Genomic DNA, 26,934 nt, shown 5'->3' on the forward strand with positions numbered 1-26,934 from the left:
CGCACATCGGCGTTGGCGTCGTTCTCCATCTGCGCGCACACCAAACCCTCGGGCAAGATACCTAGCAGCGCACAGAGCTGTGTCACGACGCCCTCGGCAAAGCGGTGCAGGCCGCGCAATCGGCTCAGCTCGGTGCTGGCCTCGACGATCATCTCCAGGCCACGTCGATTCGAGTCCAGCGCGCAGATCTGCCGGTAAGAGCGGATCGCCGCCGTCAACACCGTGTAGAGCCGCGTACGCGTCAGCTCGGACTTGGTCTTGTAGTCATTGATGTCATAGGCCTGCACCGTCTCGATCTCGGGCGCATAACCGGGCTGACCGGTGCGCAAGATGATGCGCACGGCGCCAAGCTGCAAGTCGTCACGAATGAAGCGCACCAACTGCAGGCCCGCGTCTTCGGACTCCATCACGACATCGAGCAAAACGACAGCGAGATCGCTTTCGCTGGCCAGCACCTGCCTGGCCTCGGCCGCCGAACTGGCGTGCAAAAAGCTCAGGCTCAGACCCTCGACCAACAAGCCCTGCATGGCCAGCTCGGTGGCCTTGTGAACGTCGGCATCGTCGTCAACGATCAAAACCCGCCACGGCGGGCTGGACAGGTGATCGCTGGCATCGCCCGGTTCCGGGTCATCCAAAAATTCCAATAAATCGTCTTCGTCCTGGTGATCGGACTTGGCCTGACTGTTTGTCTCGCGCATGAGGGCGTGTGCTCCAGCCGATGGAATGACAATAGCATTAGAGTATTTCAATTTGCGCCCTGCCACCATCAGAGTACTTGCCTATGAAGCAACGCACTGGATGACATTGTTTGCGGTTATAGACGATTTGCAGCAGCATTGATCCGCCGAACAGCGCGGTGTGAACTTTTTTTGGAGAATCAGGTATGACAACCGAGCAAGAGCGCGGGCCAGGGAACGAACAACCAGCGGCACCGGCAACTGGCCTGTTGGCTTCTTTGCGACGCATGCTGAGCCATAGCATCGAAATGCTGCAGATACGCGTCGAGCAGCTATCACTGGAATTGGAGGCCGAGAAGCTCAGGCTATTCAGCGTGCTGGCGCAATCGCTATTGGCGCTGTTGATGGCTGCTGCTGCACTGGGCATGCTGAGTCTGTGTGCCTTGCTGCTGACGCCGGAGACTTGGCGCTGGTTGACGGCCTTGGCCCTGGGCTTGCTCTATCTGGCCTTGGCTTGCCTTTACTGGCGGCGCGCGCGTCGTCAATTGAGCATGGCGGGCGGGGCCTTCGCCGGCACGGTGGCCGAGCTGGGTCGCGACCGTGGCGCCCTGGAGCCTTGACCATGTTCAGCCGTGAATTGAATCAGCTGAAGCAGCGTCAACTGGCCCTGCGTCTGCGCAATATCGAGCTTCGTTCCGCCCTGCGGACCGAGGCCGCACAACTGGCACGCCCGATGGGCTGGGTCGGCGCGGCCGGTGGCTTGGCCGGGGCCCTCATCTTGGCGGCCGGGCTCAAACGCCCCGGTTTTCTCGGCAGGCTCTTGGTCTTCACTCAACTCGGCCTGCGGCTTGGCCGTTTGCTCAGCGCATTGCGGGCCAAACCCTGATCCACTACTTCCTCGTTTGAGGGCGCCGCACGCCGGTGCTGACCGTGGTGGTGGAAGTCGCCCTGCGCGGCGCCGGCCGTGAGCCGTTGTGGCGAACCGGGGTACCGGTTTCCCTCGGCGGCAGGCCGGTGTGCTGGGTCAGGATCTGGCCCGGCCGCGGTTTGACGGCGACCGCTTTACTCACGCCGGTCGGCGTCGAGTTCTTGCGCCGCGCACTTTCATAAGCGCCGTCGGTGACCGGCTGGTAGGTCGGGATCAGATGGTATTTGCCGTTACCGATCAAGTCGGCGCGGCCCATGGTTTGCAGCGCCTCACGCAAGAGCGGCCAGTTATTGGCATCGTGATAGCGCAAAAAGGCCTTGTGCAGGCGGCGGCGGCGGTCGCCGCGCACGATGTCCACGGTCTCGCTGGTCTCCGCGCTGCGGGTGATCTTCTTCAGCGGGTTCTTGCTGGTGTGATACATCGCCGTGGCGGTGGCCATCGGGCTGGGGTAGAAGGTCTGCACCTGGTCGGCGCGGAAGCCGTTCTTCTTCAACCAGACCGCCAAGTTCATCATGTCCTCGTCCGAGGTGCCGGGGTGAGCGGCGATGAAGTACGGGATCAGGTACTGCTTCTTGCCCGCCTCTTCACTGGCCTGCTCAAACATCTGCTTGAACTTGTCGTAGGCGCCGATGCCGGGCTTCATCATCTTGGACAGCGGCCCGCCTTCGGTGTGCTCGGGCGCGATCTTCAAATAGCCGCCGACATGGTGCGTGACGAGCTCCTTCACGTACTCCGGCGACTGGATCGCCAGGTCGTAGCGCAGGCCGGAGCTGATCAAGATCTTCTTCACGCCTTTCAAGGCCCGCGCGCGGCGGTACATCTTGATCAGCGGATCATGGTTGGTGTTGAGGTTGGAGCAGATGCCCGGATAGACGCAGGACGGCTTGCGGCAGGCGGCCTCGATCTCGGGCGATTTGCAGCCGATGCGGTACATATTGGCGGTGGGCCCGCCGAGGTCGGAGACCACGCCGGTGAAGCCCTTGACCTTGTCGCGCATCTCCTCGATTTCGCGAATCACCGAGTCCTCGCTGCGGCTCTGGATGATGCGGCCCTCATGCTCGGTGATCGAGCAGAAGGTGCAGCCGCCGAAGCAGCCGCGCATGATGTTGACGCTGAAGCGGATCATCTCCCAGGCCGGGATCTTGGTCGCATGGTCGTGGCTGCCGTTCTCGTCGGCATAGCGCGGGTGCGGCGAGCGGGCATAGTTCAGATCGAACACGTGGTCCATCTCGGCCGTTGTGAGAGGGATCGGCGGCGGGTTGATCCAGACATCGCGCTCGCCGTGCTTTTGCACCAAGGCGCGCGCATTGCCGGGGTTGGTTTCCAGATGCAGCACGCGGTTGGCGTGGGCGTACAAGACCGGGTCGCTCTTGACCTGCTCATAAGAGGGCAGGCGCACGACGGTGCGAGCGCGGTCTGGCAGTTGGATCTTGCCGATCAGGGGTGCCGCTATTTGGCGAACGATCTTGATCGTCTTGAAGCCGTCTTCAGCCTTGACCTGGCCGGTCACACAGGCGGCGGCCTTGTCGGTGGCGGTCTCTTCGATCGTCTGATAGGGGCTGATGTGCGCATCGATGCGGCCGGGCAGGTCAACCGAGGACGAGTCCAGCTCGAACCATTCATGCGAGGTCGCATCGTCGGTGCGACGCATAAACGAGGTGCCGCGCACGTCGGTGATGCTCTCGATCTTTTGCCTCGCAGCCAGGCGGTGGGCAATCTCGACAATCGCGCGCTCGGCGTTGCCGTACAGCAAGAGATCGGCCTTGGAGTCGACCAGCACCGAGCGGCGCACCTTGTCGCTCCAATAGTCGTAATGGGCGATCCGGCGCAAGGAGGCCTCAATGCCGCCGATCACGATCGGCACGTCGTTCCAGGCTTCTTTGCAGCGCTGGGTGTAGACGAGGGTGGCGCGGTCGGGCCGGCTGCCGCCCTGGCCGCCGGGCGTGTAGACATCGTCACTGCGGATCTTGCGGTCGGCGGTGTAGCGGTTGATCATCGAGTCCATATTGCCGGCGGCGACGCCGAAAAATAGATTCGGTTTACCCAAGACCTTGAAGGGCTCGGCGCTCTGCCAATCGGGCTGGGCGATGATGCCGACGCGAAACCCTTGTGCTTCGAGCGTGCGGCCAATCACCGCCATGCCGAAACTCGGGTGGTCGACATAGGCGTCGCCGGTGACGATGATGATGTCGCAGGAATCCCAGCCGAGCTGCTCCATCTCGGCCCGGCTCATGGGCAGAAAAGGGGCATGACCGAAACGCTTGGCCCAGAACGGGCGGTAGGCGGTCAAGGCCTTGGCGGCTATGGCGGGTCTCGGTGCGGTGAGGGTTGGGTGTGCGGACACGGCGGCAATTCTTTAGCGAGCAACCCGCAATTGTCCCTGACTTAGGACAAACCCGCTGATTGCCGGTAAAAATCAAGGGCTTAGCAAAAGCCCATGCGTGAATTCAGCGCGTTTCGTTGCTGCGTCGGCAGATGCCTTCTTTGCCCAGTCGAGCATGGTCCTGCTCGCTCATCGGTGGCAGCAGGGTTCGAGCATTGAGGGCCAAACCGGTCAGGAAACCCTCCACCGAGGTCTGGCCCACAGCGAGCAAATCGAACGAGCTCTGATCCATCATCCATTGGTGCAGCAAACCGTCCACCAAGGCCACCAGCGCCACCGCAGCGACGCGGGTGTCAAGCCCGGCCGGCAGCTGACCCAAATGGATGGCGTGGTCAAACGCGGCCCGATTCTGCTCGCGCCATTCGCGGTGCGAGGCCAGCTTGCGCTCTTGCAGGGCTTGCATTTCACCGCTGTACTCGACCTTTTGCATCGCAATCTCGAACACGCGGCGGGTGCGTTCGTTGTGCATCGTCGTGTGGAAGACGTTCACCAAACCCCAGCGCAATTCGGCCAGTGTCAGGCAGCTGGCCTCGGCGCTGGGCGGCTGCATACCCTCTTCCAGCGGCATGGTGGCGCGCTCCATCATCGCGTTGAAGAGCTCGGCCTTGTCCTGAAAGTGCCAGTAGATGGCACCGCGCGTGACGCCAGCCGCCAGCGCAATGTCTTGCAGCGAGCAGCGCGACACGCCGCGTTCTTGAAACAGCAACTCCGCCGCATCCAGCAAGCTGTTGCGCGTTTCTTGTGCTTCGAGTTTGGTTTTTCTAGCCATCGTGACAGGATTTTAGTTCATTTAACATACATGCGTGAATGTATGTATAGAATGCGAGCCATTCCTGTTCGGTAGCCCTGCCCACTTTTTTCTTCTAAGCCTTATGACGCCCACATCCCCATCCCCTGTCCCGCGCATGCTGAGTCATGGCGCGCGGGCGCTTTATTTGATCCCCTTGGTCATCGCCGTGGCCGCTGCATTGAGTGCGTGTGGCGGCGGTGCCGACAAACCGGCCGGCGGCGGTTCGCCACCACCACCGCAGGTCGGCGTGGTCGTTGCGCAGCAGCAGGCGGTGGCCCTGCAGACCGAGTTGCCCGGCCGCGTCGAGGCGCTGCGCACGGCCCAAGTCAGAGCGCGTGTCGGCGGTGTGGTGCTCAAACGCTTGTTCACTGAAGGGGCTGAGGTTCGCGCCGGCCAGGCCTTGTTCCAGATCGACCCCGCGCCCTACCAGGCTGCGCTGGACAGCGCCCAAGCCAATCTGGCCAAGGCACAGGCCAATCTAAGCCAAGCAGCGGCACAAGCCGAGCGCAACAAGCCGCTGTATGACGGCCGGGCCATCTCGCAGCAGGAGTACCTGATTTCGGTCGCCGCTGCCCGCTCGGCCGAAGCCGATGTCGCCGCTGCCAAGGCCGCCATCACCGGCGCCAAGCTGAACCTGGACTACGCCCATGTGACGGCACCGATCGCGGGCCGCATTGGCCGCGCGCTGGTGACCGAGGGTGCGCTGGTCAGCGCGGCGGAGGCCACTCAGTTGGCGCTGATTCAGCAGACCTCCAGCGTGTTCGTCAATTTCACCCAGAGCGCCAACGAGGTGCAACAAATGCGCCGGGCACTGCAGGCCGGGCAGTTGCGCAAGCTGGCGTCCAAAGCCGGCGAGCCCAGCGCGGAAGTTCGTGTCGTCTTGGACGACGGCAGTGAGCTCAAACAAGCCGGCCGTTTGTTGTTCACCGACTTGAGCGTCGACCCGACGTCCGGCCAAGTGATGCTGCGGGCCGAAGTTGCCAATGGCGAGGGTCAGCTCTTGCCCGGCCAATATGTGCGGGTGCGCTTGGCGCAGGCCGAATTGCCGGCCGGGATTTTGCTGCCGCAACAAGCGGTCAAGCGCGGCAACCAGGGGGACTCGGTGCTGGTGATTGGCGCTGATAACAAGCCCGTGCAGCGCATCGTCAAGATTGGCCAGGCGGCCGGCAATCAATGGGTGGTGCTGGACGGCCTGAAGGTGGGCGAGCAAGTCATCGTTGATGGCTTACAGAAGATGTTTGTGCCCGGCGCGCCGGTGACGCCGGTGCCTTGGGGACCCAGCGCACCTGCCTCGGCTGCCAGCCCTTTAAGCAAATAAGCCGAGGGTCACGCAATGGCACGTTTTTTCATTGATCGACCGATTTTTGCCTGGGTGATTGCGCTGTTCATTTTGGTGTTTGGCGCGGTCGCCATCACCAAACTGCCGGTCGCCCAGTACCCGACCGTGGCGCCGCCCGCCCTGGTTATCAGCGCCGTTTATCCCGGTGCTTCCGCCAAGACGCTGGACGAGAGCGTGATTTCCGTGATCGAGCAGGAGCTCAATGGCGCGCCCGGCCTGGCCTACCTGGAGTCGGTCAGCCAAGCCAACGGCACCGGGGCGATTACCGTCACCTTCGAGCCCGGCACCAATATCGACTTGGCGCAGGTCGAGATCCAGAACCGCATGGGCCGCGCCTCACCGCGTCTGCCCGCCGCCGTGGTGCAGCAGGGCGTGCGTATCGACAAGGCGCGCAACAACTTCCTCTTGTTCGTCACGCTATCGTCCAAGCAGGGCACGCTGGACCCCGTGCAACTGGGTGATTACGCCTCGCGCAACATCATCCCCGAGATCCAGCGCCTGCCCGGCATCGGCCAGGCCCAGCTGTTCGGCACCGAGCGGGCGATGCGCATCTGGCTGGACCCGGCCAAGATGCTCGCCTTCAACATCAGCCCGTCCGAAGTCAATAACGCGATCCGCAATCAGAACGCGTTAGTGCCGGCCGGCACGCTCGGCGATCTGCCGAACTTATCGAGTCAGACCATGTCGGCCACCGTGGTGGTCAAGGGTCAGCTGGAAAGTGCCGCGCAGTTCCAGAACGTGGTGCTGCGCGCCAACGCCGACGGCTCCAGCGTGCGCCTCAAGGACGTCGCGCGCATCGAGCTGGGTGGCCAGAGCTATGGCTCCTATTCGCGCCTGAACGGCAAACCCTCGACTGGCATCGGCATCCAGCTCGCACCGAGTGGCAATGCGCTGGCGGCCGCCGCTGCGGTCAAGGCCCGCATGCTGGAGCTGCAGCGCTACTTCCCCGAGGACGTCAAGTACGAGATCCCCTACGACTCGTCCAAGTTCGTCGACATCTCGATCAAGCAGGTCGTGATGACGCTGATCGAGGCCATCGTGCTGGTCTTCCTGGTGATGTATCTGTTCCTGCAGAACTGGCGTTACACCTTGATCCCGACCCTGGTGGTGCCGATCGCGCTGCTGGGCACTTTTGCCATCATGTTGGTGATGGGTTTTTCCATCAATGTGTTGACACTGTTCGGCATGGTGCTGGCGATCGGCATCTTGGTTGACGATGCGATCGTGGTGGTGGAGAACGTCGAGCGCATCATGAACGAGGAGGGGCTGTCGCCCTTGGAGGCCACGGCTAAGGCAATGGGGCAGATCTCCGGTGCCATCATCGGCATCACCGTGGTGCTGGTGTCGGTGTTCGTGCCCATGGCCTTCTTCGCCGGTTCGGTCGGCAATATCTACCGCCAGTTCTCGCTCGCCATGGTGGCGGCGATGCTGTTGTCGGCGTTGATGGCCTTGACCCTAACCCCTGCCTTGTGCGCCACCCTGCTCAAGCCGGTGCAGGCCGGCCATGCGCACGCCAAGACCGGTTTCTTCGGCTGGTTCAACCGCGGCTTCTCGCGCACCGCCAAGGGCTATGAAGGTTGGGTCGCCAAGCTGCTGCGGCGCAGCGGACGTGTCTTGATTATTTATGTCGCCTTGGTCGCCGTCGTCGGCTTGCTCTATGTGCGTATGCCGACCTCCTTCCTGCCCAATGAAGATCAGGGTTACTTGATCGTCAATGTGCAGCTGCCGCCGGGTGCCACGACCAACCGCACCGAGGCTGCCGTCAAGCAGGTGGAAGACTACATGCTCAAGCAGCCCGAGGTGCAGGCCACCGTCGGTGTGATCGGCTTCTCGTTCTCGGGCCAGGGCCAGAATGCCGCGCTGGTGTTCGTGCCGCTGAAGCCCTGGAGCGAACGCCACGGCCCCGAGCACAGCGCGCAGGCGCTGGCCGGCCGTGCCTTCGGCGCGATGATGGCGGTGCGCGATGCCTTCATCTTCCCGCTCTCGCCGCCGCCCATCCCCGAGCTGGGTACGGCCTCGGGCTTTGCCCTGCGCTTGCAGGACCGCGCTGGCCTCGGCCATGAGGCCTTGTTGAATGCGCGCAATCAGCTGATGGGCATGGCGTCCAAAAGCAAGGTCATCACCGGCATGCGGCCGGACGGCCTGGAAGACGCGCCCCAGCTGCAAGTCGAGATCGACCGCGAAAAGGCGAATGCCTTGGGCGTCGCCTATGAGTCGGTGGCCGCGGTGATCGGCACCCAGCTCGGTTCGGCCTATATCAATGACTTCCCGAGCAGCGGACGGCTGCAGCGCGTGATCGTGCAAGCCGAGGCCGCCGCACGCATGAAGCCGGAGGACTTGCTCAAGCTCAACGTCAACAACAGCCAAGGCAAGAGCGTGCCGCTGTCGGCTTTCGCGAGCACGCATTGGACCAGCGGCCAGATGCAGGCGGTGCGCTACAACGGCTACCCGGCGATGCGCATCGGCGGCAGCGCGGCGCCGGGATTCAGCACCGGCGCGGCCATGGCCGAGATGGAGCAGCTGGCGGCCAAGCTGCCGGCGGGTATCGGCTATGAGTGGACCGGGCTGTCGCGCGAAGAAAAGCTCTCGGGCTCACAGGCGACCATCCTGCTGGTGTTCTCGCTGCTGGCGGTGTTCTTGTGCCTGGCCGCGCTGTATGAGAGCTGGACGATTCCGCTGGCGGTGCTGCTGGTGGTGCCGCTGGGTTTGCTGGGTGCTTTGGCCGGCGTGTCGCTGCGCGGCATGCCCAATGACGTGTTTTTGAAGGTGGGCCTGATCACCATCATTGGCTTGTCGGCCAAGAATGCGATCCTGATCATCGAGTTCGCCAAGGACTTGCAGGCCGAGGGCATGGGCCTGATCGAATCGATTCTGCACGCCTGCCATCTGCGTTTTCGCCCCATCATCATGACCTCGATGGCGTTTATTCTCGGCGTTATGCCCCTGGTATTCGCCAGCGGCGCGGGCTCGGCCAGCCAGCGCGCCATCGGTACCGGCGTGATGGCCGGCATGATCTCGGCCACCGTGCTGGCGGTCTTGTTCGTGCCCGTCTTCTTCTTGGTGGTGCGGCGCATCTTCCCGGGCACCGAGCGGCAACGCCGACTCAGCGCCCAACATCATGTCGGCGCGGCCCCAGCTCAGGAGCAAGCTCAATGATTCGCCGCCGTTTTTCACCTGGTTTGATCGCGACAGCGAGCGCTGTGCTGCTCAGCGCCTGCATGTCCCTGGCGCCTGAGCACAACAGGCCGGCAGCGCCGATGGCCGCTAGCTGGAGTCATGCTTCGGCTGGCGAGCAAAGCGCCGCCGACTTGCCCTGGCAGAGCTTCTATGCCAGTGACGCCAAGCTGAGCGAGCTGATTGCGCTGGCCCTCAAGAACAACCGCGATCTGCGCGTGGCCTTGCTGAATGTCGAGCAGGCACGCGCCTTGGCGCGGGTCGCCGAAGCCAACCGATTGCCGACGCTCAACGCCGGCCTCAGCGCCAACCGTCAGCCCAACACGAATGGGAATGGCGGAAGTAGCAGTAATAACTACCAAGCCGGCCTGCAGGTCAGCGCCTTCGAGCTCGATTTGTTCGGCCGGGTCAAGAGCCAGAGTGACGCCGCACTAGCGCGTTACCTGGCCAGCGCCGAGGGCGGCCGCGCCGCGCAGATCAGCCTGGTGGCCGGCGTGGCCTCCAGCTATCTGGCGCTGCAGGCCGATGAGGAGTTGCTGGTATTGGCGCGCCAGACGGTAGCAGCCCGTGAGGACACGTTGCGTTTGACGCGGATGAAGTTTGACGGCGGCGCCGGCTCGGCCTTGGACCTGAGTTCGGCCGAGTCAGCCGCAGCGTCGGCGCGCGCCAGCTTGGCGCAGGCCAAGCGCCAGCGTGAACAAAGTGAAAACGGCTTGGTCCTGCTGCTCGGCCAGCCGCTGCCCGCTGACTTGACGGGTGGCCAGCAGCTGGCCGCAGCCCAGGTGTTCGAGCTGCCGGCAGGCCTGCCGTCCGAGGTCTTGACCAAGCGCCCCGATGTCTTGCAGGCCGAGCAATTGCTGATTGCGGCGAATGCCAATATCGGCGCGGCCCGGGCGGCTTTCTTCCCGTCCATCAGCCTGACCACCAGCTTGGGCACAGCCAGCAATGAGCTGTCGCAGTTGTTCAGCAACACGGTCTGGAGCTTGGGCGCCCAGGCCTTGCTGCCGATTTTTGACGCCGGCCGCAACCAGGCCAATCTGCAAGCCAGCAAGGCCGCGCAAGCGATCGCGGTCGCGCAGTATGAAAAGACGGTGCAGCAGGCCTTCCGTGAGGTGGCCGATGCCTTGGCGGGCCGTGCCACCTATGGCGAGCAGACGCTGGCGCAGGTCGAGCAAGCGCGCGCCGAGGCCGAGCGCCTGCGGCTGGTCGAGCTGCGCTTCAACAATGGCGCGTCGAACAGCCTGGAGCTGCTGGACGCTCAACGTGCCAGTTACGCCGCGCAGCAAGCGCTGCTGCAAACCCGCTTGGGCCTGCTGCTGAACAATGTGCAGCTGTACAAGGCTTTGGGCGGCGGCGTCAATCCGAGTTGAAGCACTGAGGCCAGGCCAGCCGTCCGGCCTCTATTTGGGTATGCTGCGGGCTCGCCTGTGGCCGCACCGGCCCGCACCGATTGAAGCTCAGAAGGAGTTGAGATGATTCACTTGAACGTCAACGGCAAGGCCACCAGCCTGGACGCCGACCCCGAGATGCCGCTGCTGTGGGCCTTGCGTGAAGACCTGCAATTGACCGGCTCCAAGTTTGGCTGTGGCATGGGCTTGTGCGGTGCCTGCACCGTGCATTTGGACGGTCAGCCGGTGCGCGCCTGCAGCCTGCCCTTGTCCGCCGCGGCGGGCAAGAAGATCACCACCATCGAGGGCATCAGCGCCAGCAAGACCGGCAAGGTGGTTCAGGCCGCCTGGGTCAAGATCGATGTGCCGCAATGCGGCTACTGCCAAAGCGGCCAGATCATGAGTGCCTGCGCGCTGCTGGCGGCCAAGAAGTCCCCCAGCGACGCCGACATCGACCAAGCCATGAGCGGCAATATCTGCCGCTGCGGCACCTACAACCAGGTGCGCGCCGCCATTCATGACGCCGCCGCCACGCTGAAGAAAGGGGCTTGAACATGGACACCACCGCAACTGAGTTGCAAGCGACCCGCCGCGGCTTCCTCAAGAGCAGCGCCGGCGGCGCCTTGATCCTGTCCTTCGCCCTGCCACTGGCCGCCAAGCGCGCGGCGGCCCAGTCGGCGAGCAACACCTTTGCGCCGAGTGCGTGGCTGCGCATCACGCCGGACAACCGCGTCACCATCCTCTGTGGCTCGGCCGAAATGGGCCAAGGCGTGCTGACCGCCGTGCCGATGATCGTGGCCGAAGAGTTGGACGCCGACTGGGCGCTGGTCGGCGTTGAGCAAGCGCCCGCCGACGCCGCCTTCAACAACCCGATGTTCGGTATGCAAGCCACCGGCGGCAGCACCACCGTGCGCGCGCACTGGACACCGCTGCGCCAGGCCGGTGCGGCGGCCCGTGAGATGCTGGTGGCGGCGGCGGCGCAGGCCTGGAAGGTCGATGCGGCCACGCTGCGCACCGAGCGCGGCCATGTGATCGGCCCGGGCGGCAAAAAGCTCGCCTACGGTGCGCTGGTGGAAAGCGCGGCCCAGCAAGCCGTGCCGGCCGCGCCCAAGCTGAAGGACAGCAAAGACTTCAAGATCCTGGGCAAGCCCACCCGCCGCCTGGACAGCGCGGCCAAGGTCAACGGCACAGCCCAGTTCGGCATCGACACCCATCTGGACGGGCTGCTGGTGGCCGTGATGGCGCGCGCACCGGTGGCCGGCGCCAAGGTCAAAAGCAGTGATGAGGCGGCGGCACGCGCGGTCAAGGGCGTCAGCCACGTGATCGCGCTGGACAACGGCGTGGCCGTTTTGGCCAAGGGTTTTTGGGCCGCAAAGAAGGGCCGCGAAGCGCTGAATGTGCAGTGGGATTTGGGGGCCGGCCTGGGCGCCGAGCTGTCCACGGCCAAGGTCTCGGCCATGCTGCTGGATGCAGCCGCCAATACCAGTGCCGTGGCGGTGGACAAGGGCAATCTCAAAGACGCCGCCGCCAACTCCGCGCAACAACTGTCGGCCACCTATGAAGTGCCCTATCTGGCGCACGCCTGCATGGAGCCGCTCAACTGCACCGCCTGGGTGCGCGACGGTGCGGCCACGGTGTGGGTGGGCACGCAGGGGCCGGGCCCGACGCAGCAAATCGTCGCAAAAATAGCCGGCGTGCCGACGGACAAGGTGCAGGTCAACACCACCCTGCTGGGCGGCGGCTTCGGGCGCCGCTTTGCGCATGACTTCACCATCAGCGCCACGCTCTTGTCCAAGCTCAGCGGCCGCCCGGTCAAGCTGATCTTTGAGCGCGACGACGATATGGCGGCGGGCTTTTACCGCCCCGCCTCGGTGGTCAAGCTGGAAGGTGCGCTGGACGATAAAGGCCGCGTCAGCTTGCTTCGCGCCGACATCGGCTCGCCCTCCATCATGGCCGGCTCCGGTTTCATGAAGCTGCCGGCCAGCGGCGTCGACTCGATGGCGGTCGAAGGCCTGGCCGATCATCATTACGAGATCGCCAATCAGCGCGTCGCCTATGGTCAGGCCGAGCCCGGCCCGCAGGTCTGGTTCTGGCGCTCGGTCGGGCATTCGCAAAACGCCTTCTTTCTGGAGAGTTTTGTCGATGAATTGGCCCATGCGGCCAAGGCCGACCCGCTGAAGTTTCGCTTGCAGATGTTGGCCGGGCAGCCGCGTCTGCGGGCGGTACTGGAGTTGGCGGCTGCTAAGGCGGGCTGGGGCAAACCGGCGGCCAAGGGCATCTTCCGGGGCATTGCGGTGGCCGAGAGCTTTGGCAGTTATGTGGCCGAGGTGGCCGAGATCTCGATCGCCAAAGACGGCACGCCCAAGCTGCACCGCGTCGTCGCAGCGGTTGACTGCGGCATGACGGTCAACCCGCTGACCATCACGCACCAGATCGAGAGCGCGATTTGCTATGGGTTGTCAGCGGCGCTGTACGGCAAGATCACGCACAAAGACGGCCGCGTCGAGCAGAGCAATTTTCATGACTACCCGGTCGTGCGCATGAGCGAGATGCCAAAGGTCGAAGTGCATATAGTGCCGAGTACGGAAGCCCCCGGCGGCATCGGCGAGCCCGGCACCCCGCCGCTGGCCCCGGCGCTGACCAACGCGATTTTTGCCGCCACGGGGGTGCGGGTGCGGACGCTGCCGATCGACATCGGCTTGCTGAAGAAAGCCTAACTCCTCAAGACGTTCGCCGGGCCGCCCCAAGGACGACTTGGCCCCCTCGGGGGGCAGACCGAGCAGGGCTCGGGCGGGGGCTCCATCAAGCGGGCGGATAGCCTTCTTCTGTCAAGGCCGCGACGAACACGCCGCGGCCTTTTTCGCTTTCGACCCGCAAGACTTTCGCCTCGCGGTCAAACAGCGGCTGGGCCTCGGCATCCACGGCCGCCACTAGCTTGGTGATGGCCGCCACGCAATGGCCGCAGGTCATATCGGGGAGTTTGAATTCGTACATGGTGGGGGCCTTTTGGTTGAACAGGACTGAGCATAAACCGGCGAGTGGGCGGTGCGTGAGGGTCAGGTCTTGCCGGGTTTTTTTGAAACCTGCCTCCGAACTGTGAAGTGGAGCGCACTCAGGCCCGGCGACCCACAGGTTCGACAGAATGCAAGGTGGCAGACCTGACCCTCGGCCGCACGAAAAAATGGGGACGAACCCTGCGGTTCATCCCCACACTTGCCGGCAGCGCTGCGCGACGCAGCGCGGCTCGCGCAGACCTTACTGCGCGCTCGGCCGGCGGCGCCGCGCAACCGCGCCCACTGCCACCAAACCCGCCAGCATCAATGCATAGGTCTCGGGTTCCGGCACCGCAAATGCGAAGTTGGTGTACGTGGAGCCGGTGGCCCAATCGTTGACGTAGGCCGACGTGTCGCCAAAAGTCACGTACAAGCCGCCCGTGCTCACAGAGTAGCCTTCGGCAACCTTGGTTCCGCAAGGGAATGTGGTGCCGCAAGCCCCGCCCCAGGTGCTGACCCACGCCATGTTGTCGATGTTCGCCGCCAGGCTGTCGATCGTCGAGATTGAGTACATCGCCGCCGACCCGCCGAACAGGAGCGCTGCGGCCTCCTGCCCGGTATAGGCAAGGGGAACGCTGGTCCAACTCGGACCCGCGTCCACAGTCCAGCTCCCGACATAGACCGGCACTGCCGAAGCCGCGCCACAGACAACCGTCAACGCGACTGCAATTGCATGTTTCAGTTTGAGCATGATTTCTCCAGTTGGATGGTTAACGTCGGACCATCTAGCCAAACTGGCAGGCATCCGACCACTGCATGGTAGAAGTTGCGGCCCCGACATCGCAAGGGCAAAGCAAGGCTCGTTCGTGGGGGGTGATTACCCTGATCCACACGCGCCATCGCAGCACGTTGAACACACTTCCCCTGTCAACGCTTCGCCATGCACCTCACGGCGCGCCACGCATGACTCGGGGGCAACACGAATCGCTATTTCTTTGCTGGGTGGGACTTGCGCCCTTTAGTCCTTGCCGGTTTATCCGGCGCACTCAGGTCTCCCGTCTTGCAGAAACCGGCCCATGGCACAACTGTTGGCGCCTCATGGGGCCTGAGCAGGGGCCTGAGCAGGAGCCTGAGCCTGATCCTGATGGATTGCGCTACCGTAGCCCATTGCTGAGCGCCCACCGCACTGAGCCCATCCCCTTCATCCCGACCCTCGCCGGTTGTGTTTCAGCGGGGATCTGATCATCGACCTCATCCGCGCCGGAGCTGTATTCATCCCCTTTATCCCCTCCATCCTGGCTCAAATTTTCCTTTTACTTTTGCGAGCCGTTTGGGACAGCTTTTGCAAGGCCAAGCTTGGTTGATCTGCGTGGGGAATTTTCTAGCCTGGATGAAGGGGATGAATGCTGACTGCCACTCCGGCAGCGTGCGGCTCCAGCCCTTGTCTAGGCGGGCCTGGGCGTGCAACAGGGCGGTGTCGGCCATCTTCACCTTCGCCAGCAAGGTGCGCAATCGCCCCAAGGCATTTGCCCCAAAGGCTGTGGTGCAAATTCAAACGCCGGGCTGAAGAAGGCGTGCAACTGTTGAGGTTCGGGCTGACGACCGTGCTCATCTGGGAAATTTGAAACAGAAGGACGCAAAGATCGCAAAGCGCGCCCACGCGAGGGTCAGGCTTTGCCTATAAATTTTGCTGGTCCCGCCCGTCACCTTTGCGAAGGCGGGGATCCAGTCGCCGCCGCAGCTCGACTCAGATTCAGCGCCAACAGCCGCCGTAGCACCTCGTCGTCTGCCAACGCGCCAGGGTCGACATCCGGCCAGCCGTAAGCCGCAGCCACGGCCTTGTCCAGCGCCGCGTGTGCTTGCGCCAGCCAGGCTGGGCGCTGGTTGTAGAGCTGGGTCAGCGTGCGTTTTGCCAATTCAACACCGCCGGAGGGTCAGGTCACCCAAATCCCATCGTCCAGCACGATGCGGAGCGTTCGCCCCGACTTCTCCGCGACCAACACGAACGCGCGGGTTGAACGCGAGGGTCGGTCTTTGACTTTTGCCTATTTCAGTCAAGGTAGGCAAATGGCAAGGACTGACCCCGGATCCGGACCCCGATTCCGAATGCCCTGGTTCCCAGTTTTCGACTGTCATGTTAACAAGCCAAAATATTCCTAACTAGCCGTTCCGGCGAATAGAAAATATATTTCCCAGGGATCTAACCCATGAACCTTATCCTCCGTTTGCTTCGAATCTTGCTCCTTGCGATGCCCATGGTCGTCACTGCGTCGGTCCCTTTGATAAGCGGCTGCGGTGGTGGCGGCGACGACGATGGTGGCGGTGCGTGTTGCAAGGTCTGCAGCACCGGCAAGGCATGCGGGAATACTTGCATAGCCCGGTCGGATACTTGCCATTCCGGCGGAGGCTGTGCCTGCAATAAATGAGGCCTTGAGATTCTGCCTTTTTGCCGGCGACGCAGGATAACTGGGTGGCGGCTGCCCAAGTACGCCTGATCGCCTGTGGGCCCGGTTTCCTCGGTTCGCGGTTCGGGGTCAGGCCTTGAATGTATATGCAAGACGTGACCCTCCCGGCAAAGGCTTGCGCGACGCAAGCGCGCAGTGCAGCACCCATCAAGGCGACGCGCAGCGAGCCGTGTTCTTTGGTGCTCGCGCCTTCTGCATGGGCGAAGAGCGGAGAATTTGCCGGGCGTCGCGCAGCGACTTCAACGACTGGCTTCGCGCCCCCTGTCTGAGCGTAGCGGCCGTTAGAGCGCACAACGAATTGGGCGCGGCCCGGTAAATTCGACGCACTGAGCCCGGCCCGAATGCAAGCCGAGTGGCTTGCCTGACGCCTGGCGAAGGAAAAGGCGCTTGCAAGTGTCTTGTGACCGAGCGGACCCGCAGGGCCATGCGGCAGGGTCTGAGGCAGCACCGAGCAAGCATCGCTTGCGACGGCTGCCGAAGGATCAGACGCCTACCAGCGGCTGAGCGCCTTCTATTGCCCTCGTCTCTTGGCGAGACAAGAGAAGGGGGTCGGCCGCCGGGACGAACTCCCGGCATCGTGCGGGTAAACCAAATCAGACGAAGCAGATCGACCTGAGATTCGAGCGAGGCTTGACCTGCCCATCGTGGCAAGCCTTAGCATCCAGCCATGATGAATCCCTCGAAGACGTCTAACCCCCAGACTTTCACCCTGCCCGTCGCCGGCATGACCTGCGCCTCCTGCGTCAAGCGGGTGGAGAAGGCCTTGCTGCGCGTGCCCGGCGTCAGCAGCGCTGAAGTCAACTTGGCGACCGAGGCGGCCAGCGTCAGCGGCTCCGCCGAGATGACGCTGCCGCTGTTGCGCGCCGCCGTCGAGGCGGCCGGTTATAGCCTGCCGGAGCAAAGCCTAAGCCTGCAAATCAGCGGCATGACTTGCGCGTCCTGCGTGGGCCGGGTCGAGCGCGCCTTGCTCAAAATGCCCGGTGTCTTGTCGGCCGAAGTCAATCTGGCCACCGAGACGGCCAGCGTGCGCATGCTCAGCACGGTCGAACCGCAAACGCTGATCGCGGCGATCGCCAAGGCCGGCTATGAGGCTCGCTTGGCAGATGGTGCTGAAAGCACCTCCTCAGCGCCCAAGCCGAGCTGGCAGCACAGCGGCTGGCCGGTGCTTGTCGCCGCGCTGCTGAGCGCGCCGCTGGTGCTGCCCATGGCCGGCATGCTGCTGGGTCAGCACTGGATGCTGAATGGCTATTGGCAGCTCGCCTTGACGCTGCCGGTGCAGTTTTGGCTGGGCGGGCGGTTTTACAAGGCCGGCTGGGCGGCGCTGCGTGCCGGCAGCGGCAATATGGATTTGCTCGTCGCCCTGGGCACCAGCGCGGCGTTTGCTTTGTCGGTTTACGAGCTGTGGCTGCGCGGGCCGCACAGCATGCAGCTCTACTTTGAATCGGCGGCCGTGGTCATCACCCTGGTTTTGCTGGGCAAATGGCTGGAAGCGCGGGCCAAGCGACAAACCACCGAGGCCATCCGCGCCCTCAAAAAACTGCAGCCCGACACCGCCCGCGTGCGCCGCAACGGCCAAGAGGAAGTGCTGCCGCTGGGTCAGCTGCGCCTGGCCGACGAGGTGGTGGTGCGGCCGGGCGAGCGCATCCCGGTCGACGGCGAGGTGCTGGAAGGCGCCTCGCATGTCGATGAGTCGCTGATCACCGGCGAGAGCCTGGCCGTAGCCAAGGCTGTTCACGACAAGGTGGTCGGCGGCGCCGTCAATGGCGAAGGCTTGCTGTTGCTGCGCGTCACCGCGCTGGGCGCGGAGTCGACCTTGTCGCGCATCGTGCGCATGGTCGAGTCGGCGCAGGCCAAGAAGGCGCCGATTCAGCGCTTGGTCGATCAGGTCAGCGCCGTCTTTGTGCCGGTGGTGATCTTGCTGGCCTTGGCCACACTCTTGGGCTGGGGCTTTGCACAGGGCAATTGGGAACAAGCGCTGCTGAATGCGGTGGCGGTGTTGGTGATCGCCTGCCCCTGCGCTTTAGGCCTGGCCACGCCGACCGCCATCATGGCCGGCACCGGGGTGGCCGCGCGGCACGGCATTTTGATCAAAGACGCTGAGGCGCTGGAGTTGGCCGCCAAGATCGATATCGTGGCCTTCGACAAGACCGGCACGCTGACGGTCGGCAAGCCGCAGCTGCTGGCCTTGCACGCGGCGGCCGGCGTCGACGAGGCGCAGCTGCTGAGTTGGGCGGCCGCCGTGCAGGCCGGCAGCGAACACCCGCTGGCCCACGCGGTGGCCGAGGCCGCAGGCGCGCGCCGGCTGACCGTCCCGAAGGCGCTGGACATGCAGGCAGTGGCCGGCCGGGGCGTGGCGGCAACGCTGAGCGGGCCAGACCTGGCCCCCATGGCCTTGCGCCTGGGCAGCAGCCGCTTCATGCAGGAGTTGGGCATCGAGCTGCTGGCGCTGCAGCCGCAGGCCGATGCGCTGCAAGCACAGGGCCGCACGGTGTCCTGGCTGGCTGATATCGCCAGCGCGCCGCGCCTGCTCGGCCTGTTGGCCTTTGGCGACGACATCAAACCGAGCGCCGCCGCCGCCGTCCAGGCTCTGCACAAAATGGGCATCAGGTCGGTGATGCTCAGCGGCGACAACCGCGGCAGCGCAACCCTGGTCGGCCAGCAGCTGGGCATTGATGATGTGCGCGCCGAGGTGCTGCCCGAGGACAAGGCGCGCATCGTCGCCGAGCTGAAAGCTCAGGGTGATGGTGGTGGTGGCCAACGGGTCGCCATGGTCGGCGACGGCATCAACGACGCGCCGGCGCTGGCCGCCGCCGATGTGGGCCTGGCCATGGCCACCGGCACCGATGTGGCAATGGCCGCCGCCGGCATCACGCTGATGCATGGCGATCCGGCCTTGGTGGCGCAGGCGATTGACTTGTCGCGCCGCACCGTCGCCAAGATTCGGCAAAACCTGTTCTGGGCCTTTGCCTACAACGTGATCGGCATCCCGCTGGCGGCGTTTGGTTTTCTAAACCCGGTGATCGCCGGCGCCGCGATGGCGCTGTCCAGCGTGTCGGTGGTCGGCAACGCTTTGTTGCTGAAGCGCTGGCGCGCCAAGGCTTGATGCGAGCCAGCGTCAAGGGGCAAACAGGCGGCTTTGGTTAACATATTGCCGATCCGGCTTGCAGGCGCCGGCTGCGCTGTATGCGTCGAAGCGGCGTCCGCATACAAACTGATAGGAAAATTTCGGAGAAGTTCGGCGCATGAGGATCCCCCGTCCCAAAAATGGCAGCTTGGTCTTTCTGCTCGCTTGGCTGGTTGCCGCCGCCATGCTGGTCATCAGCGAAGGCAGCTACAGGCGCTCGCAAGACACTCTGGATCAGTTGGTGCAGATGGCGCGCGCCCGCCTGCTGCTGTATGGCATCAAGGCGCGCGTGGTCGATGCCGAGACGGCCCAGCGCGGCTATCTGCTGACCGGGCGGCGCGAGTATCTGGCGCCGTACGAGGAAGCCAATGACGACCTGCAGCGCTCATTGAAAGACTTGAAGGTTCATTTGACCGAGCGCGCTGACCCGGTGGCGCTGCAGTTGCATCAACAACTCGAACTCGCCGTCGGCACCAAGATGGGCGAGCTGGCCGAGGTATTGAAGCGCCAGGAGGCCGGCCGACCTGACGCCGCGCTGGCGCTGATGGAGGCCGGCATCGGACGCGACCAAATGGAGCTGATTCGCAGCCGCGCCGAGCAATTGCTCTACCTTCAAAGTGAGCGGGTCTTGCAGGGCCGTGCGGAAGTCCACGCGGCCTTGCTGCTGAGCCGTCTTGGCGTGGCGGCGATGACGGTCATCAGCCTGCTGGCCCTGGCCATGTATTTGCGCCAGTCGCACCGGTTGGCCGAGCAGGGTCGGCGCCAGGCCGGCGAGATCAAGGCCGAGCGCGACCGCCTGGAGGTTGATGTGGCCCAGCGCACCGCCGAGCTGACCGAGCTGGCCACCCATTTGGAAACCGCCCGTGAAGACGAGCGCCGCCATTTGGCGCGCGAACTGCATGATGAGCTGGGCGCCTTGCTGACCGCGGCCAAGCTCGACGCCGCCCGCATCCGCCCCAAGCTGGCGCCCGAGCAGCAGGAGCGGATGACTCACTTGGTCGAGATGCTCAACAGCGGTATCGCGCTGAAGCGCCGCATCATCGAGGACCTGCACCCGTCCTCACTGACCAATCTGGGCCTGCTGCCGGCGCTGGAGCTCCAGGCGCGGGAATTTGCCAAGCGGCTGGACTTGCCGGTGCGCATCACTCTGGCCGAAGTGCGCCTGTCGCCGCGCGCCGAGCTGACCGTCTACCGCATGGTGCAGGAGGCCTTCACCAATATCGCCAAATATGCCAAGGCCAGCGCCGTCAGCCTGACGCTGGAGGTGGTGGACGGCCAGGCTCGGGTGGAGGTCAGCGACAACGGCATCGGCTTCGACCCTGCGCAACAGCCACCCTCCTCGCATGGCTTGGTGGGCATGCGCTACCGGGTGGCGGCCGAGGGCGGCACGCTGAAGCTGGCCTCCAGCCCGGGCCGTGGCACGCTGCTGTCGGCCCAGTTGCCGCAATTGCCGCAATTGCCGGTTTAGCTCAAAACTGCACCTGCAGAGGTCCGGCTTTTTGCAGCTCGCTCAAAGCCTCATCCAGCTGCCGCAGACTCAAATCAGCCTTCATCGACAAGGCGCAGCGCAGCTCTGATTGCTCCAGCAGCAAGGGTTGATGCAGGGGCAGCATGAAGCCGACGACCACACGTTGATAGTTCAGATAGCTGCGGCTGACGACGGCGTGCGCAATACGCTTGGCAGCCAGGCGGCGCAGCAAGGCTTCGGCATCGGGGCCATCGTCGCGAATGAAATCCTTGCCCAGCTGAGCCTCCAGCGCCGGATAGCGAAAGCCGGCAACGCTGCCGATCGCTTGCCCGGCGAGCTCAGCCACATGCTGCGGTGCCGGCGCGTCGGCGCGCGTGATCAACAATTCCTCATGCCGGGCCAGCGGACGACTCCACTGAAACGGCCCCGGTAACCAGCCGCTCGCGTAACCACAAATCAGATCGGCCTGACCGCTCTCCAATGCCTGGCTGATGCGCTTGCGCGCGACCGGCACAAACAGCGCCGCGCGACCCAGGCGCTTGGCCAGCGCATGGCCCAGCTCGAAGCTCAGCCCGGACTTCAGCTCGCCGCCTTCAAACCTGGCATAGGGCAGCGAGATGCTGGTGTCGACCGCAAAGCGCAGCGCCGCCGCCATAACCGGCAGGCCAGACAGACTCAGCAAGAAGCAAAGCAGCGCAGCGCGCATGGGCAGGGCCTAACGAAACCAAGGCGCCAAGGATAGCTGCTGGGTGCCTGAGTCTCTGGGCTGCGAACGACTTTTTATGTCGCCAATGTGCCGGCTTGAAAGTCGCGCACCGCTTGCATCAACTCGGCCTGCGTGTTCATCACGAACGGGCCGTGCTGGGCAATCGGTTCTTGCAAGGGCTTGCCCGCCACCAAGACGGCGGGCGGCCGCCGTCAAACTGCAGCCCGCCCCGGTACACCTAGACGAAGACGTTATGGCGGTCGGGCAAGGCCTGCTCGACGCGGCGCCTGATGCCACTGCGCACGCGGGTTTTTTTGGAGGCAGTGGCAACGGCCTTGTCGGCTTGCCCTGGGCCACTGGAATAGGACTTACTCGAGTGCAAACGCGATATCAACCGTGGCCTCGCGCGGCGCCGGCAGCGGCGCAAACCGCCATTGATTGACGGCGGTGATGGCGGCCAAAGCCAGCCGGCGATGGGTCGACTGCAGCGCCTGTGCCTGCGTTACCGAGCCATCGGTCTGCACCATGAAGCGCAGGGTGACCGACCCGCCCTTGAAGTCGGCCTGCAACTGGCGCGGGATTTCGGGCTCGACCTTGCTCAGCAACTGCAGGGCCGGTGGCTCCGCTGCGGGCGGCGCGGCCTGCGGCTGCGGCAACAACTCGGGCTGTACGCTGGCGGCACCCAGGCTGGCGGCGGCCAACAGAGTCGCCGGCGGCTGCGCTGCAGGCAAAGGCGGCTCGGCATCGGCATCGGCATCGGCATCGGCATCGGCGTTGGCGTTGGTGGTGGTGGTGGTGGTGGGAGCCTGCGCCGGTTTGGCCTGCGGCTTTGGTGCCACCTTGACCTGAACGCTTGCCACCGCGGGTTCTGGCGCGGCGCGCTTGGCGGCTGGCTTCAGCGACTGCAGCTTGATAAAAGTAAACACCTTGTCGGCCTGCTTCTGCGCCCGCTGTTCGGCGCTGAGCTCGGTGCTGGCTTCGGGCTTGGTCGCAGTAACGGTAGCGGCTTGGGCCCGCGCAGACCCGGCCCAGCCTATAGAAGCCAGCAGCAAGGCCAGCAGGCCAGACCGCACGCAGCAATCGCGTCCACGCATGAAGAACTCTCCAATGTAGAGGGCGCGACACGGCTACGCCAAGCCTCGCAGTGTAGGCAGCCCACCCCCCTGGATGAATTGCGGGTTTGCCCGTAGTGAGGCCCAGAACTGGAGAAATAAATCACATCTATACTCGCGACTCGCTCCGGGGTGCCCTGCTGCGTATAGCTAATTCGTTATGCGCCGGGCTGAGATGTGGTGGAAGCCATAGACCCGCTGAACTTGATCCGGTTGATACCGGCGTAAGAAGAGCCCGCCCACAACTTGCCTGAGCCCGAATTCCGGGCCTGGGCGGTCGGCCTCCTCGCAGCGCCCAAACATCCTCGTGTTCAAGCCGGCCCTCGCAGCGCTTCACAGCCAACGCGAGAACCGATCCCATGAACAGCATCACCGAACCCGGCCTGAACAGTCTGAGCAGCAGCCTGGAGTTGACCCGCACACCGCTGCCCGGCTCCAGCAAAATCTATCTACACGGCGAGCGCCACCCCGAATTGCGGGTGCCGATGCGCGAGATTGCGCTGAGCAATGGCGAGCGGGTCAGCGTCTACGACTGCTCCGGCCCCTACACCGATGTTTCAGCGGCTATCGACGTCAGCCACGGCCTGCCCGCTACCCGCACGCCCTGGGTCGCAGCGCGTTGCGACACCGAGCTGTATCAAGGCCGGGCTATCCAGCTGCTCGACGACGGCCTGCGCGAGCAAGCCCAACAGACAGCGCTGCTGCAGATGAGCGCCGGCCTGCGCCGCCAGCCGCGCCGCGCCGTGGCGGGGGCGAATGTCACCCAGATGCATTACGCCCGGCGTGGCCTGATCACACCCGAGATGGAGTACATCGCCATCCGCGAGAACTTGTCGAGAGAGTGGATGCGGGAATACCAGCAAGACGCCGAGCGCGAGGCACGCCTGCGCGGCAACTCGTTCGGCGCCAGCATCCCGGCCGTCATCACGCCCGAGTTCGTGCGCGACGAGGTGGCGCGCGGCCGCGCCGTCATCCCGGCCAATATCAACCATACCGAGTTGGAACCGATGATCATTGGGCGTCACTTCCTGGTCAAGGTGAACGCCAATATCGGCAACTCGGCGGTCACGTCCTCGATCGAAGAAGAAGTCGAGAAGCTGGTCTGGAGCACGCGCTGGGGTGCCGACACGGTGATGGACCTGTCAACCGGGCGCAACATCCACACCACCCGCGACTGGATCATCCGCAACAGCCCGGTGCCGATCGGCACGGTGCCGATTTACCAGGCGCTGGAGAAGGTCGGCGGCGTCGCCGAAGACCTGACCTGGGCGCTGTTCCGCGACACGCTGATCGAGCAAGCCGAGCAAGGTGTTGATTACTTCACCATCCACGCCGGCCTGCGCTTGCCCTTCATCCCGATGACGGTCAAGCGCCGCACCGGCATCGTCTCGCGCGGCGGCTCCATCTTGGCCAAATGGTGCATCTCGCATCACAAGGAGAACTTTTTGTACACGCATTTCGAAGAGATCTGCGAGATCATGAAGGCCTATGACGTGACCTTCTCGCTCGGTGACGGCCTGCGCCCGGGCAGCTTGGCCGACGCCAATGACGAGGCCCAATTTGCCGAGCTGCGCACGCTGGGCGAGCTGACCAAGATCGCTTGGAGGCATGACGTGCAAACGCTGATCGAAGGCCCCGGCCATGTGCCGATGCACCTGATCCAACAGAACATGACCGAGCAGTTGAAGCACTGTGACGAGGCGCCGTTTTACACCCTGGGCCCCTTGACCACCGACATCGCGCCCGGCTATGACCACATCACCTCGGGCATTGGTGCGGCGATGATCGGCTGGTTCGGCTGCGCGATGCTCTGCTATGTGACGCCCAAGGAACACCTGGGCCTGCCCAACCGCGATGACGTCAAGGCCGGGCTGATGGCCTACAAAATCGCCGCCCACGCGGCCGATGTGGCCAAGGGGCATCCGGGTGCACGGGCGCGGGATGACGCCTTGTCCAAGGCGCGCTTTGACTTCCGCTGGACCGACCAGTTCAACCTCGGCCTCGACCCCGAAACCGCACGCGATTTCCACGACGAAACCCTGCCCAAGGACAGCGCCAAGGTCGCGCATTTTTGTTCGATGTGCGGGCCGAAGTTTTGCTCGATGAAGATCACCCAGGATGTGCGCGAGTACACGGCGGAGATGGCGCAAAGGATGGAAGAAAAGAGCGCCGAGTTCAAGGCGCGGGGGAGCGAGCTCTACATCCCGATTCAGCCGCTATGAGTTTGGCGATTGGAATAGCCGGCGCCGGGCTGGTCGGGCGCTTGTTCGCTTGGGCCTTGGGCCGCGCGGGCCATTCGGTCAGCGTGTATGACAGCGGACCCGGCCCGGAGCCCCGCTTTGACGGCCAGGGCGCAGCCGCCTTCAGCGCCGCCGGTCTGCTCAGCCCGCTGGCCGAACTGGACACGGCCGAGCCCGCAGTGGCAGCGCGCGGTTTCGAATCGTTGCGCCTGTGGCCCTTGATCGCGCAGCGGTTGACCCAGCAGATAACGCTAAAGATAGACGGCAGCCTGTTGCTCGCCCATCGGCAGGATCTGGGCGCGGCAGAGCGGGTATTGGCGCGGCTGCAGGTCAGCGGCTTTCCCGCCGCCCAAGCCTTGAGCGAGGCCGAATTGCAGGCACTGGAGCCGACCCTGCTGCGCGGCCTGCGCGGCTGGCATCTGCCCGGCGAAGGCTATATCCACCCACTGGCAACAATGGCGGCGCTGCATGCCGGTGCCCAAGCACGCTGGTATTGGGACACGGCGGTGGCCGCGGTGGCGCCGCAGCGCTTGAGCCTGGCCGACGGTCAGGAGCTGCGCTTCGACTGGGTCGTCGACGCGCGCGGCCTGGGCGCCAAAACGCAGCTCGCCGGCCTTCGCGGTGTGCGCGGCGAAGTCATCACGCTGAGCCTGGCTGAGCATGGCCTAAGTCGGCCGGTGCGCTTGCTGCACCCGCGCCACCGCGTCTACCTGCTGCCACGCAGCGAACATCAACTGGTGCTGGGCGCCAGCGAAATCGAGAGCGAGGACCGCAGCGCCGTCAGCCTGCAATCGGCGGTTGAGCTGATGGCGGCCGCGCACAGCGTGATGCCGGCGCTGGCCGAGGCGCGCATCGAACGGCTAGACGTCAATCTGCGCCCCGCCCTGGCGGACAACCGCCCGCGCGCCTTGGCGCAACCGGGTCTGTTGCAACTCAACGGCCTGTACCGCCATGGCTGGCTGTTAGCGCCGGCCTTGGTGCAAGAGCTGCTGCTACTCAGCGATTTGGCCGATTTGGCCGATTTGGCCGATCTGGAAACTCCATGAACGACACGCAAAATATCAATGTCTCGCTGGACGGGCAGCTGCAGCAAGTCAAACCCGCCACGCCCCTGGCCGAGCTGCTGAGCGCTTTGAGCCTAGCGCCCGAGAGCGTCGCCACCGCGCTGAACGGACAGTTCGTCGCCCGCGAGGCCCGCGCCCAAGCCTTGCTGAAGGACGGTGACCAGGTGCTGCTGTTCAAACCGATTGTTGGAGGCTGATAGCGATGACGCAAGCAAGACCTGACCCCTGGATGATTGGCGATGTCGCCCTGAGCAGCCGCCTGCTGCTGGGCAGCGCCGGCTACCCCAGTCCGCAGACCCTGGCCGAGGCGATTGCAGCCTCGCAAACGGAGGTGCTGACGGTAGGACTGAAGCGCACATTGCAGGCCGGTGACAACGGCTTTATAGCCATGGCCCTGGCCGCCGCGCAGGCCCAAGGTGCGCGCCTGCTGCCCAATACCGCCGGCTGCCGCAGCGCCCGCGAGGCGGTCAATTTGGCCTGCATGGCGCGTGAGTTGTACGGCAGCAGCTGGATCAAGCTGGAGGTGATCGGCGACGAACACACCCTGCAGCCCGACCCTTTCGAGCTGCTGCTGGCTGCCGGCGAGCTGGTCAGCAAAGGCTTCACCGTGCTGCCCTATTGCACCGATGACCTGGTGCTGTGCCGGCGCTTGGCTGACGCCGGCTGCGCGGTCTTGATGCCGTGGGGCGCGCCGATCGGCTCCGGCCAGGGCCTGATCAATCCCTTCGCCTTGCGCAGCTTGCGCGAGCGCTTGCCCGATGCGACGCTGATCGTCGACGCCGGCCTGGGCGCGCCATCGCATGCGGCGCGGGCGCTGGAGCTGGGCTTTGACGCGGTCTTGCTGAACTCGGCGGTGGCGCAGGCGCGCGACCCGGTGCTGATGGCCGCGGCCTTTCGAGATGCCGTGCAGGCCGGCCGTCAGGGCTGGCGGGCCGGCCTGATGAGCGCCCAAGACTTTGCCGTGCCGTCGACGCCGGTCGGCGGCCATGCCTTCCTGCTTGGAAGCACGCGATGAGCTGGGTCAACGATCGGCAGCCGCCCATCATCTGGAGCGTCGCCGGCACCGACAGCGGCGGCGGCGCC

General features: G+C 64.5%; 21 protein-coding genes, 1 pseudogene and 1 riboswitch. Of the genes and pseudogenes, 13 read left to right on the plus strand and 9 right to left on the minus strand.

The genetic code is table 11. From position 1 onward, the window contains the following. The coding region (locus RMO57_RS11800; RefSeq protein ID WP_310386841.1) for a DUF3369 domain-containing protein at positions 1-698 on the minus strand (698 nt) is incomplete at its 3' end. Between the two features lie 266 nt (positions 699-964). Between RMO57_RS11800 and RMO57_RS11805 the strand changes: the two genes are divergently transcribed. Both RMO57_RS11805 and RMO57_RS11810 read left to right on the plus strand, forming a co-directional pair. Then, complete coding sequence (locus RMO57_RS11805; protein WP_310386843.1) at positions 965-1,297, plus strand: phage holin family protein; 333 nt, start codon at positions 965-967, stop codon at positions 1,295-1,297. A 2-nt stretch (positions 1,298-1,299) separates the two neighbouring features. After that, positions 1,300-1,563: a hypothetical protein gene (locus RMO57_RS11810; RefSeq protein WP_310386845.1), complete on the plus strand. Its 264-nt coding sequence runs from the start codon at positions 1,300-1,302 to the stop codon at positions 1,561-1,563. Positions 1,564-1,567: 4 nt separating this feature from the next. Here RMO57_RS11810 and RMO57_RS11815 read toward each other — a convergent pair whose 3' ends face one another. Beyond that, positions 1,568-3,823: a YgiQ family radical SAM protein gene (locus RMO57_RS11815; protein ID WP_414896413.1), complete on the minus strand. Its 2,256-nt coding sequence runs from the start codon at positions 3,821-3,823 to the stop codon at positions 1,568-1,570. A gap of 229 nt (positions 3,824-4,052) precedes the next feature. Next, positions 4,053-4,757, minus strand: coding sequence for a TetR family transcriptional regulator (locus RMO57_RS11820; RefSeq protein ID WP_310386850.1), 705 nt, complete (start codon positions 4,755-4,757; stop codon positions 4,053-4,055). A gap of 136 nt (positions 4,758-4,893) precedes the next feature. Between RMO57_RS11820 and RMO57_RS11825 the strand changes: the two genes are divergently transcribed. The 5 genes from RMO57_RS11825 to RMO57_RS11845 all read left to right on the plus strand — a co-directional run bounded on the left by RMO57_RS11825 (position 4,894) and on the right by RMO57_RS11845 (position 13,396). Then, on the plus strand, positions 4,894-6,096 hold the full coding sequence (locus RMO57_RS11825) for an efflux RND transporter periplasmic adaptor subunit (protein ID WP_310386852.1): 1,203 nt from the start codon (positions 4,894-4,896) through the stop codon (positions 6,094-6,096). 15 nt (positions 6,097-6,111) lie between these two features. Further along, complete coding sequence (locus tag RMO57_RS11830; RefSeq protein WP_310386854.1) at positions 6,112-9,273, plus strand: efflux RND transporter permease subunit; 3,162 nt, start codon at positions 6,112-6,114, stop codon at positions 9,271-9,273. Beyond that, positions 9,270-10,661 carry an efflux transporter outer membrane subunit gene (locus RMO57_RS11835; RefSeq protein WP_310386856.1) on the plus strand — a complete coding sequence of 464 codons (1,392 nt, stop codon included), beginning with the start codon at positions 9,270-9,272 and terminating at the stop codon, positions 10,659-10,661. The genes RMO57_RS11830 and RMO57_RS11835 overlap by 4 nt, the downstream gene beginning before the upstream one ends. A gap of 102 nt (positions 10,662-10,763) precedes the next feature. Further along, positions 10,764-11,231: a (2Fe-2S)-binding protein gene (locus tag RMO57_RS11840; protein ID WP_310386858.1), complete on the plus strand. Its 468-nt coding sequence runs from the start codon at positions 10,764-10,766 to the stop codon at positions 11,229-11,231. A gap of 2 nt (positions 11,232-11,233) precedes the next feature. Further along, positions 11,234-13,396, plus strand: a complete 2,163-nt coding sequence (locus RMO57_RS11845; protein ID WP_310386860.1) for a xanthine dehydrogenase family protein molybdopterin-binding subunit — start codon at positions 11,234-11,236, stop codon at positions 13,394-13,396. Positions 13,397-13,481: 85 nt separating this feature from the next. Here the strand turns inward: RMO57_RS11845 and RMO57_RS11850 are convergent, their stop codons facing one another. From RMO57_RS11850 to RMO57_RS11860, 3 genes are all read right to left on the minus strand, one after another. Then, positions 13,482-13,673: a heavy-metal-associated domain-containing protein gene (locus RMO57_RS11850; RefSeq protein WP_310386862.1), complete on the minus strand. Its 192-nt coding sequence runs from the start codon at positions 13,671-13,673 to the stop codon at positions 13,482-13,484. A 261-nt stretch (positions 13,674-13,934) separates the two neighbouring features. Further along, positions 13,935-14,423 (minus strand): PEP-CTERM sorting domain-containing protein, encoded by a 489-nt coding sequence (locus RMO57_RS11855; RefSeq protein WP_310386864.1) that lies wholly within the window; start codon positions 14,421-14,423, stop codon positions 13,935-13,937. Between the two features lie 952 nt (positions 14,424-15,375). Then, positions 15,376-15,588: a hypothetical protein gene (locus tag RMO57_RS11860; RefSeq protein ID WP_310386865.1), complete on the minus strand. Its 213-nt coding sequence runs from the start codon at positions 15,586-15,588 to the stop codon at positions 15,376-15,378. 1,216 nt (positions 15,589-16,804) lie between these two features. On the opposite strand from RMO57_RS11860, the gene RMO57_RS11865 reads away from it, so the two are divergent. Together RMO57_RS11865 and RMO57_RS11870 are read left to right on the plus strand one after the other, a co-directional pair. Next, a complete protein-coding gene (locus RMO57_RS11865) occupies positions 16,805-19,240 on the plus strand; it encodes a heavy metal translocating P-type ATPase (protein ID WP_414896412.1) in 2,436 nt (811 codons plus the stop codon). Between the two features lie 139 nt (positions 19,241-19,379). Beyond that, entirely contained in the window at positions 19,380-20,729 is a 1,350-nt protein-coding gene (locus RMO57_RS11870) for a CHASE3 domain-containing protein (RefSeq protein ID WP_310386866.1), read from the plus strand. Between the two features lies 1 nt (position 20,730). Here RMO57_RS11870 and RMO57_RS11875 read toward each other — a convergent pair whose 3' ends face one another. The 3 genes and pseudogenes from RMO57_RS11875 to RMO57_RS11885 all read right to left on the minus strand — a co-directional run bounded on the left by RMO57_RS11875 (position 20,731) and on the right by RMO57_RS11885 (position 22,529). Continuing rightward, the gene (locus RMO57_RS11875) at positions 20,731-21,435 is read right to left on the minus strand and encodes a transporter substrate-binding domain-containing protein (RefSeq protein ID WP_310386867.1); all 705 of its coding nucleotides are present in this window, start codon (positions 21,433-21,435) and stop codon (positions 20,731-20,733) included. Between the two features lie 74 nt (positions 21,436-21,509). After that, positions 21,510-21,632 (minus strand): annotated as a pseudogene (locus RMO57_RS22000) (pirin-like C-terminal cupin domain-containing protein); the annotation flags it as partial. Positions 21,633-21,803: 171 nt separating this feature from the next. Then, positions 21,804-22,529: a TonB family protein gene (locus RMO57_RS11885; RefSeq protein WP_310386869.1), complete on the minus strand. Its 726-nt coding sequence runs from the start codon at positions 22,527-22,529 to the stop codon at positions 21,804-21,806. Positions 22,530-22,665: 136 nt separating this feature from the next. Then, positions 22,666-22,795: riboswitch (TPP riboswitch) on the plus strand. 111 nt (positions 22,796-22,906) lie between these two features. Here RMO57_RS11885 and thiC point away from each other — a divergent pair. From thiC to RMO57_RS11905, 4 genes are read left to right on the plus strand one after another with little or no spacing between them, the layout of a single operon-like run. Beyond that, the gene (thiC, locus tag RMO57_RS11890) at positions 22,907-24,769 is read left to right on the plus strand and encodes a phosphomethylpyrimidine synthase ThiC (RefSeq protein WP_310386871.1); all 1,863 of its coding nucleotides are present in this window, start codon (positions 22,907-22,909) and stop codon (positions 24,767-24,769) included. Beyond that, positions 24,766-25,833, plus strand: coding sequence for an FAD-dependent oxidoreductase (locus tag RMO57_RS11895; protein WP_310386873.1), 1,068 nt, complete (start codon positions 24,766-24,768; stop codon positions 25,831-25,833). Before thiC ends, RMO57_RS11895 begins: the two co-directional genes overlap by 4 nt. Next, positions 25,830-26,048, plus strand: a complete 219-nt coding sequence (gene thiS, locus RMO57_RS11900; protein WP_310386875.1) for a sulfur carrier protein ThiS — start codon at positions 25,830-25,832, stop codon at positions 26,046-26,048. Before RMO57_RS11895 ends, thiS begins: the two co-directional genes overlap by 4 nt. A gap of 5 nt (positions 26,049-26,053) precedes the next feature. Then, complete coding sequence (locus RMO57_RS11905; protein ID WP_310386876.1) at positions 26,054-26,866, plus strand: thiazole synthase; 813 nt, start codon at positions 26,054-26,056, stop codon at positions 26,864-26,866. The last annotated feature ends 68 nt before the right edge of the window (positions 26,867-26,934 follow it).

Origin of the sequence: Roseateles sp. (genome assembly GCF_031397715.1) — a bacterium.
Lineage (GTDB): Bacteria > Pseudomonadota > Gammaproteobacteria > Burkholderiales > Burkholderiaceae_C > Paucibacter_A.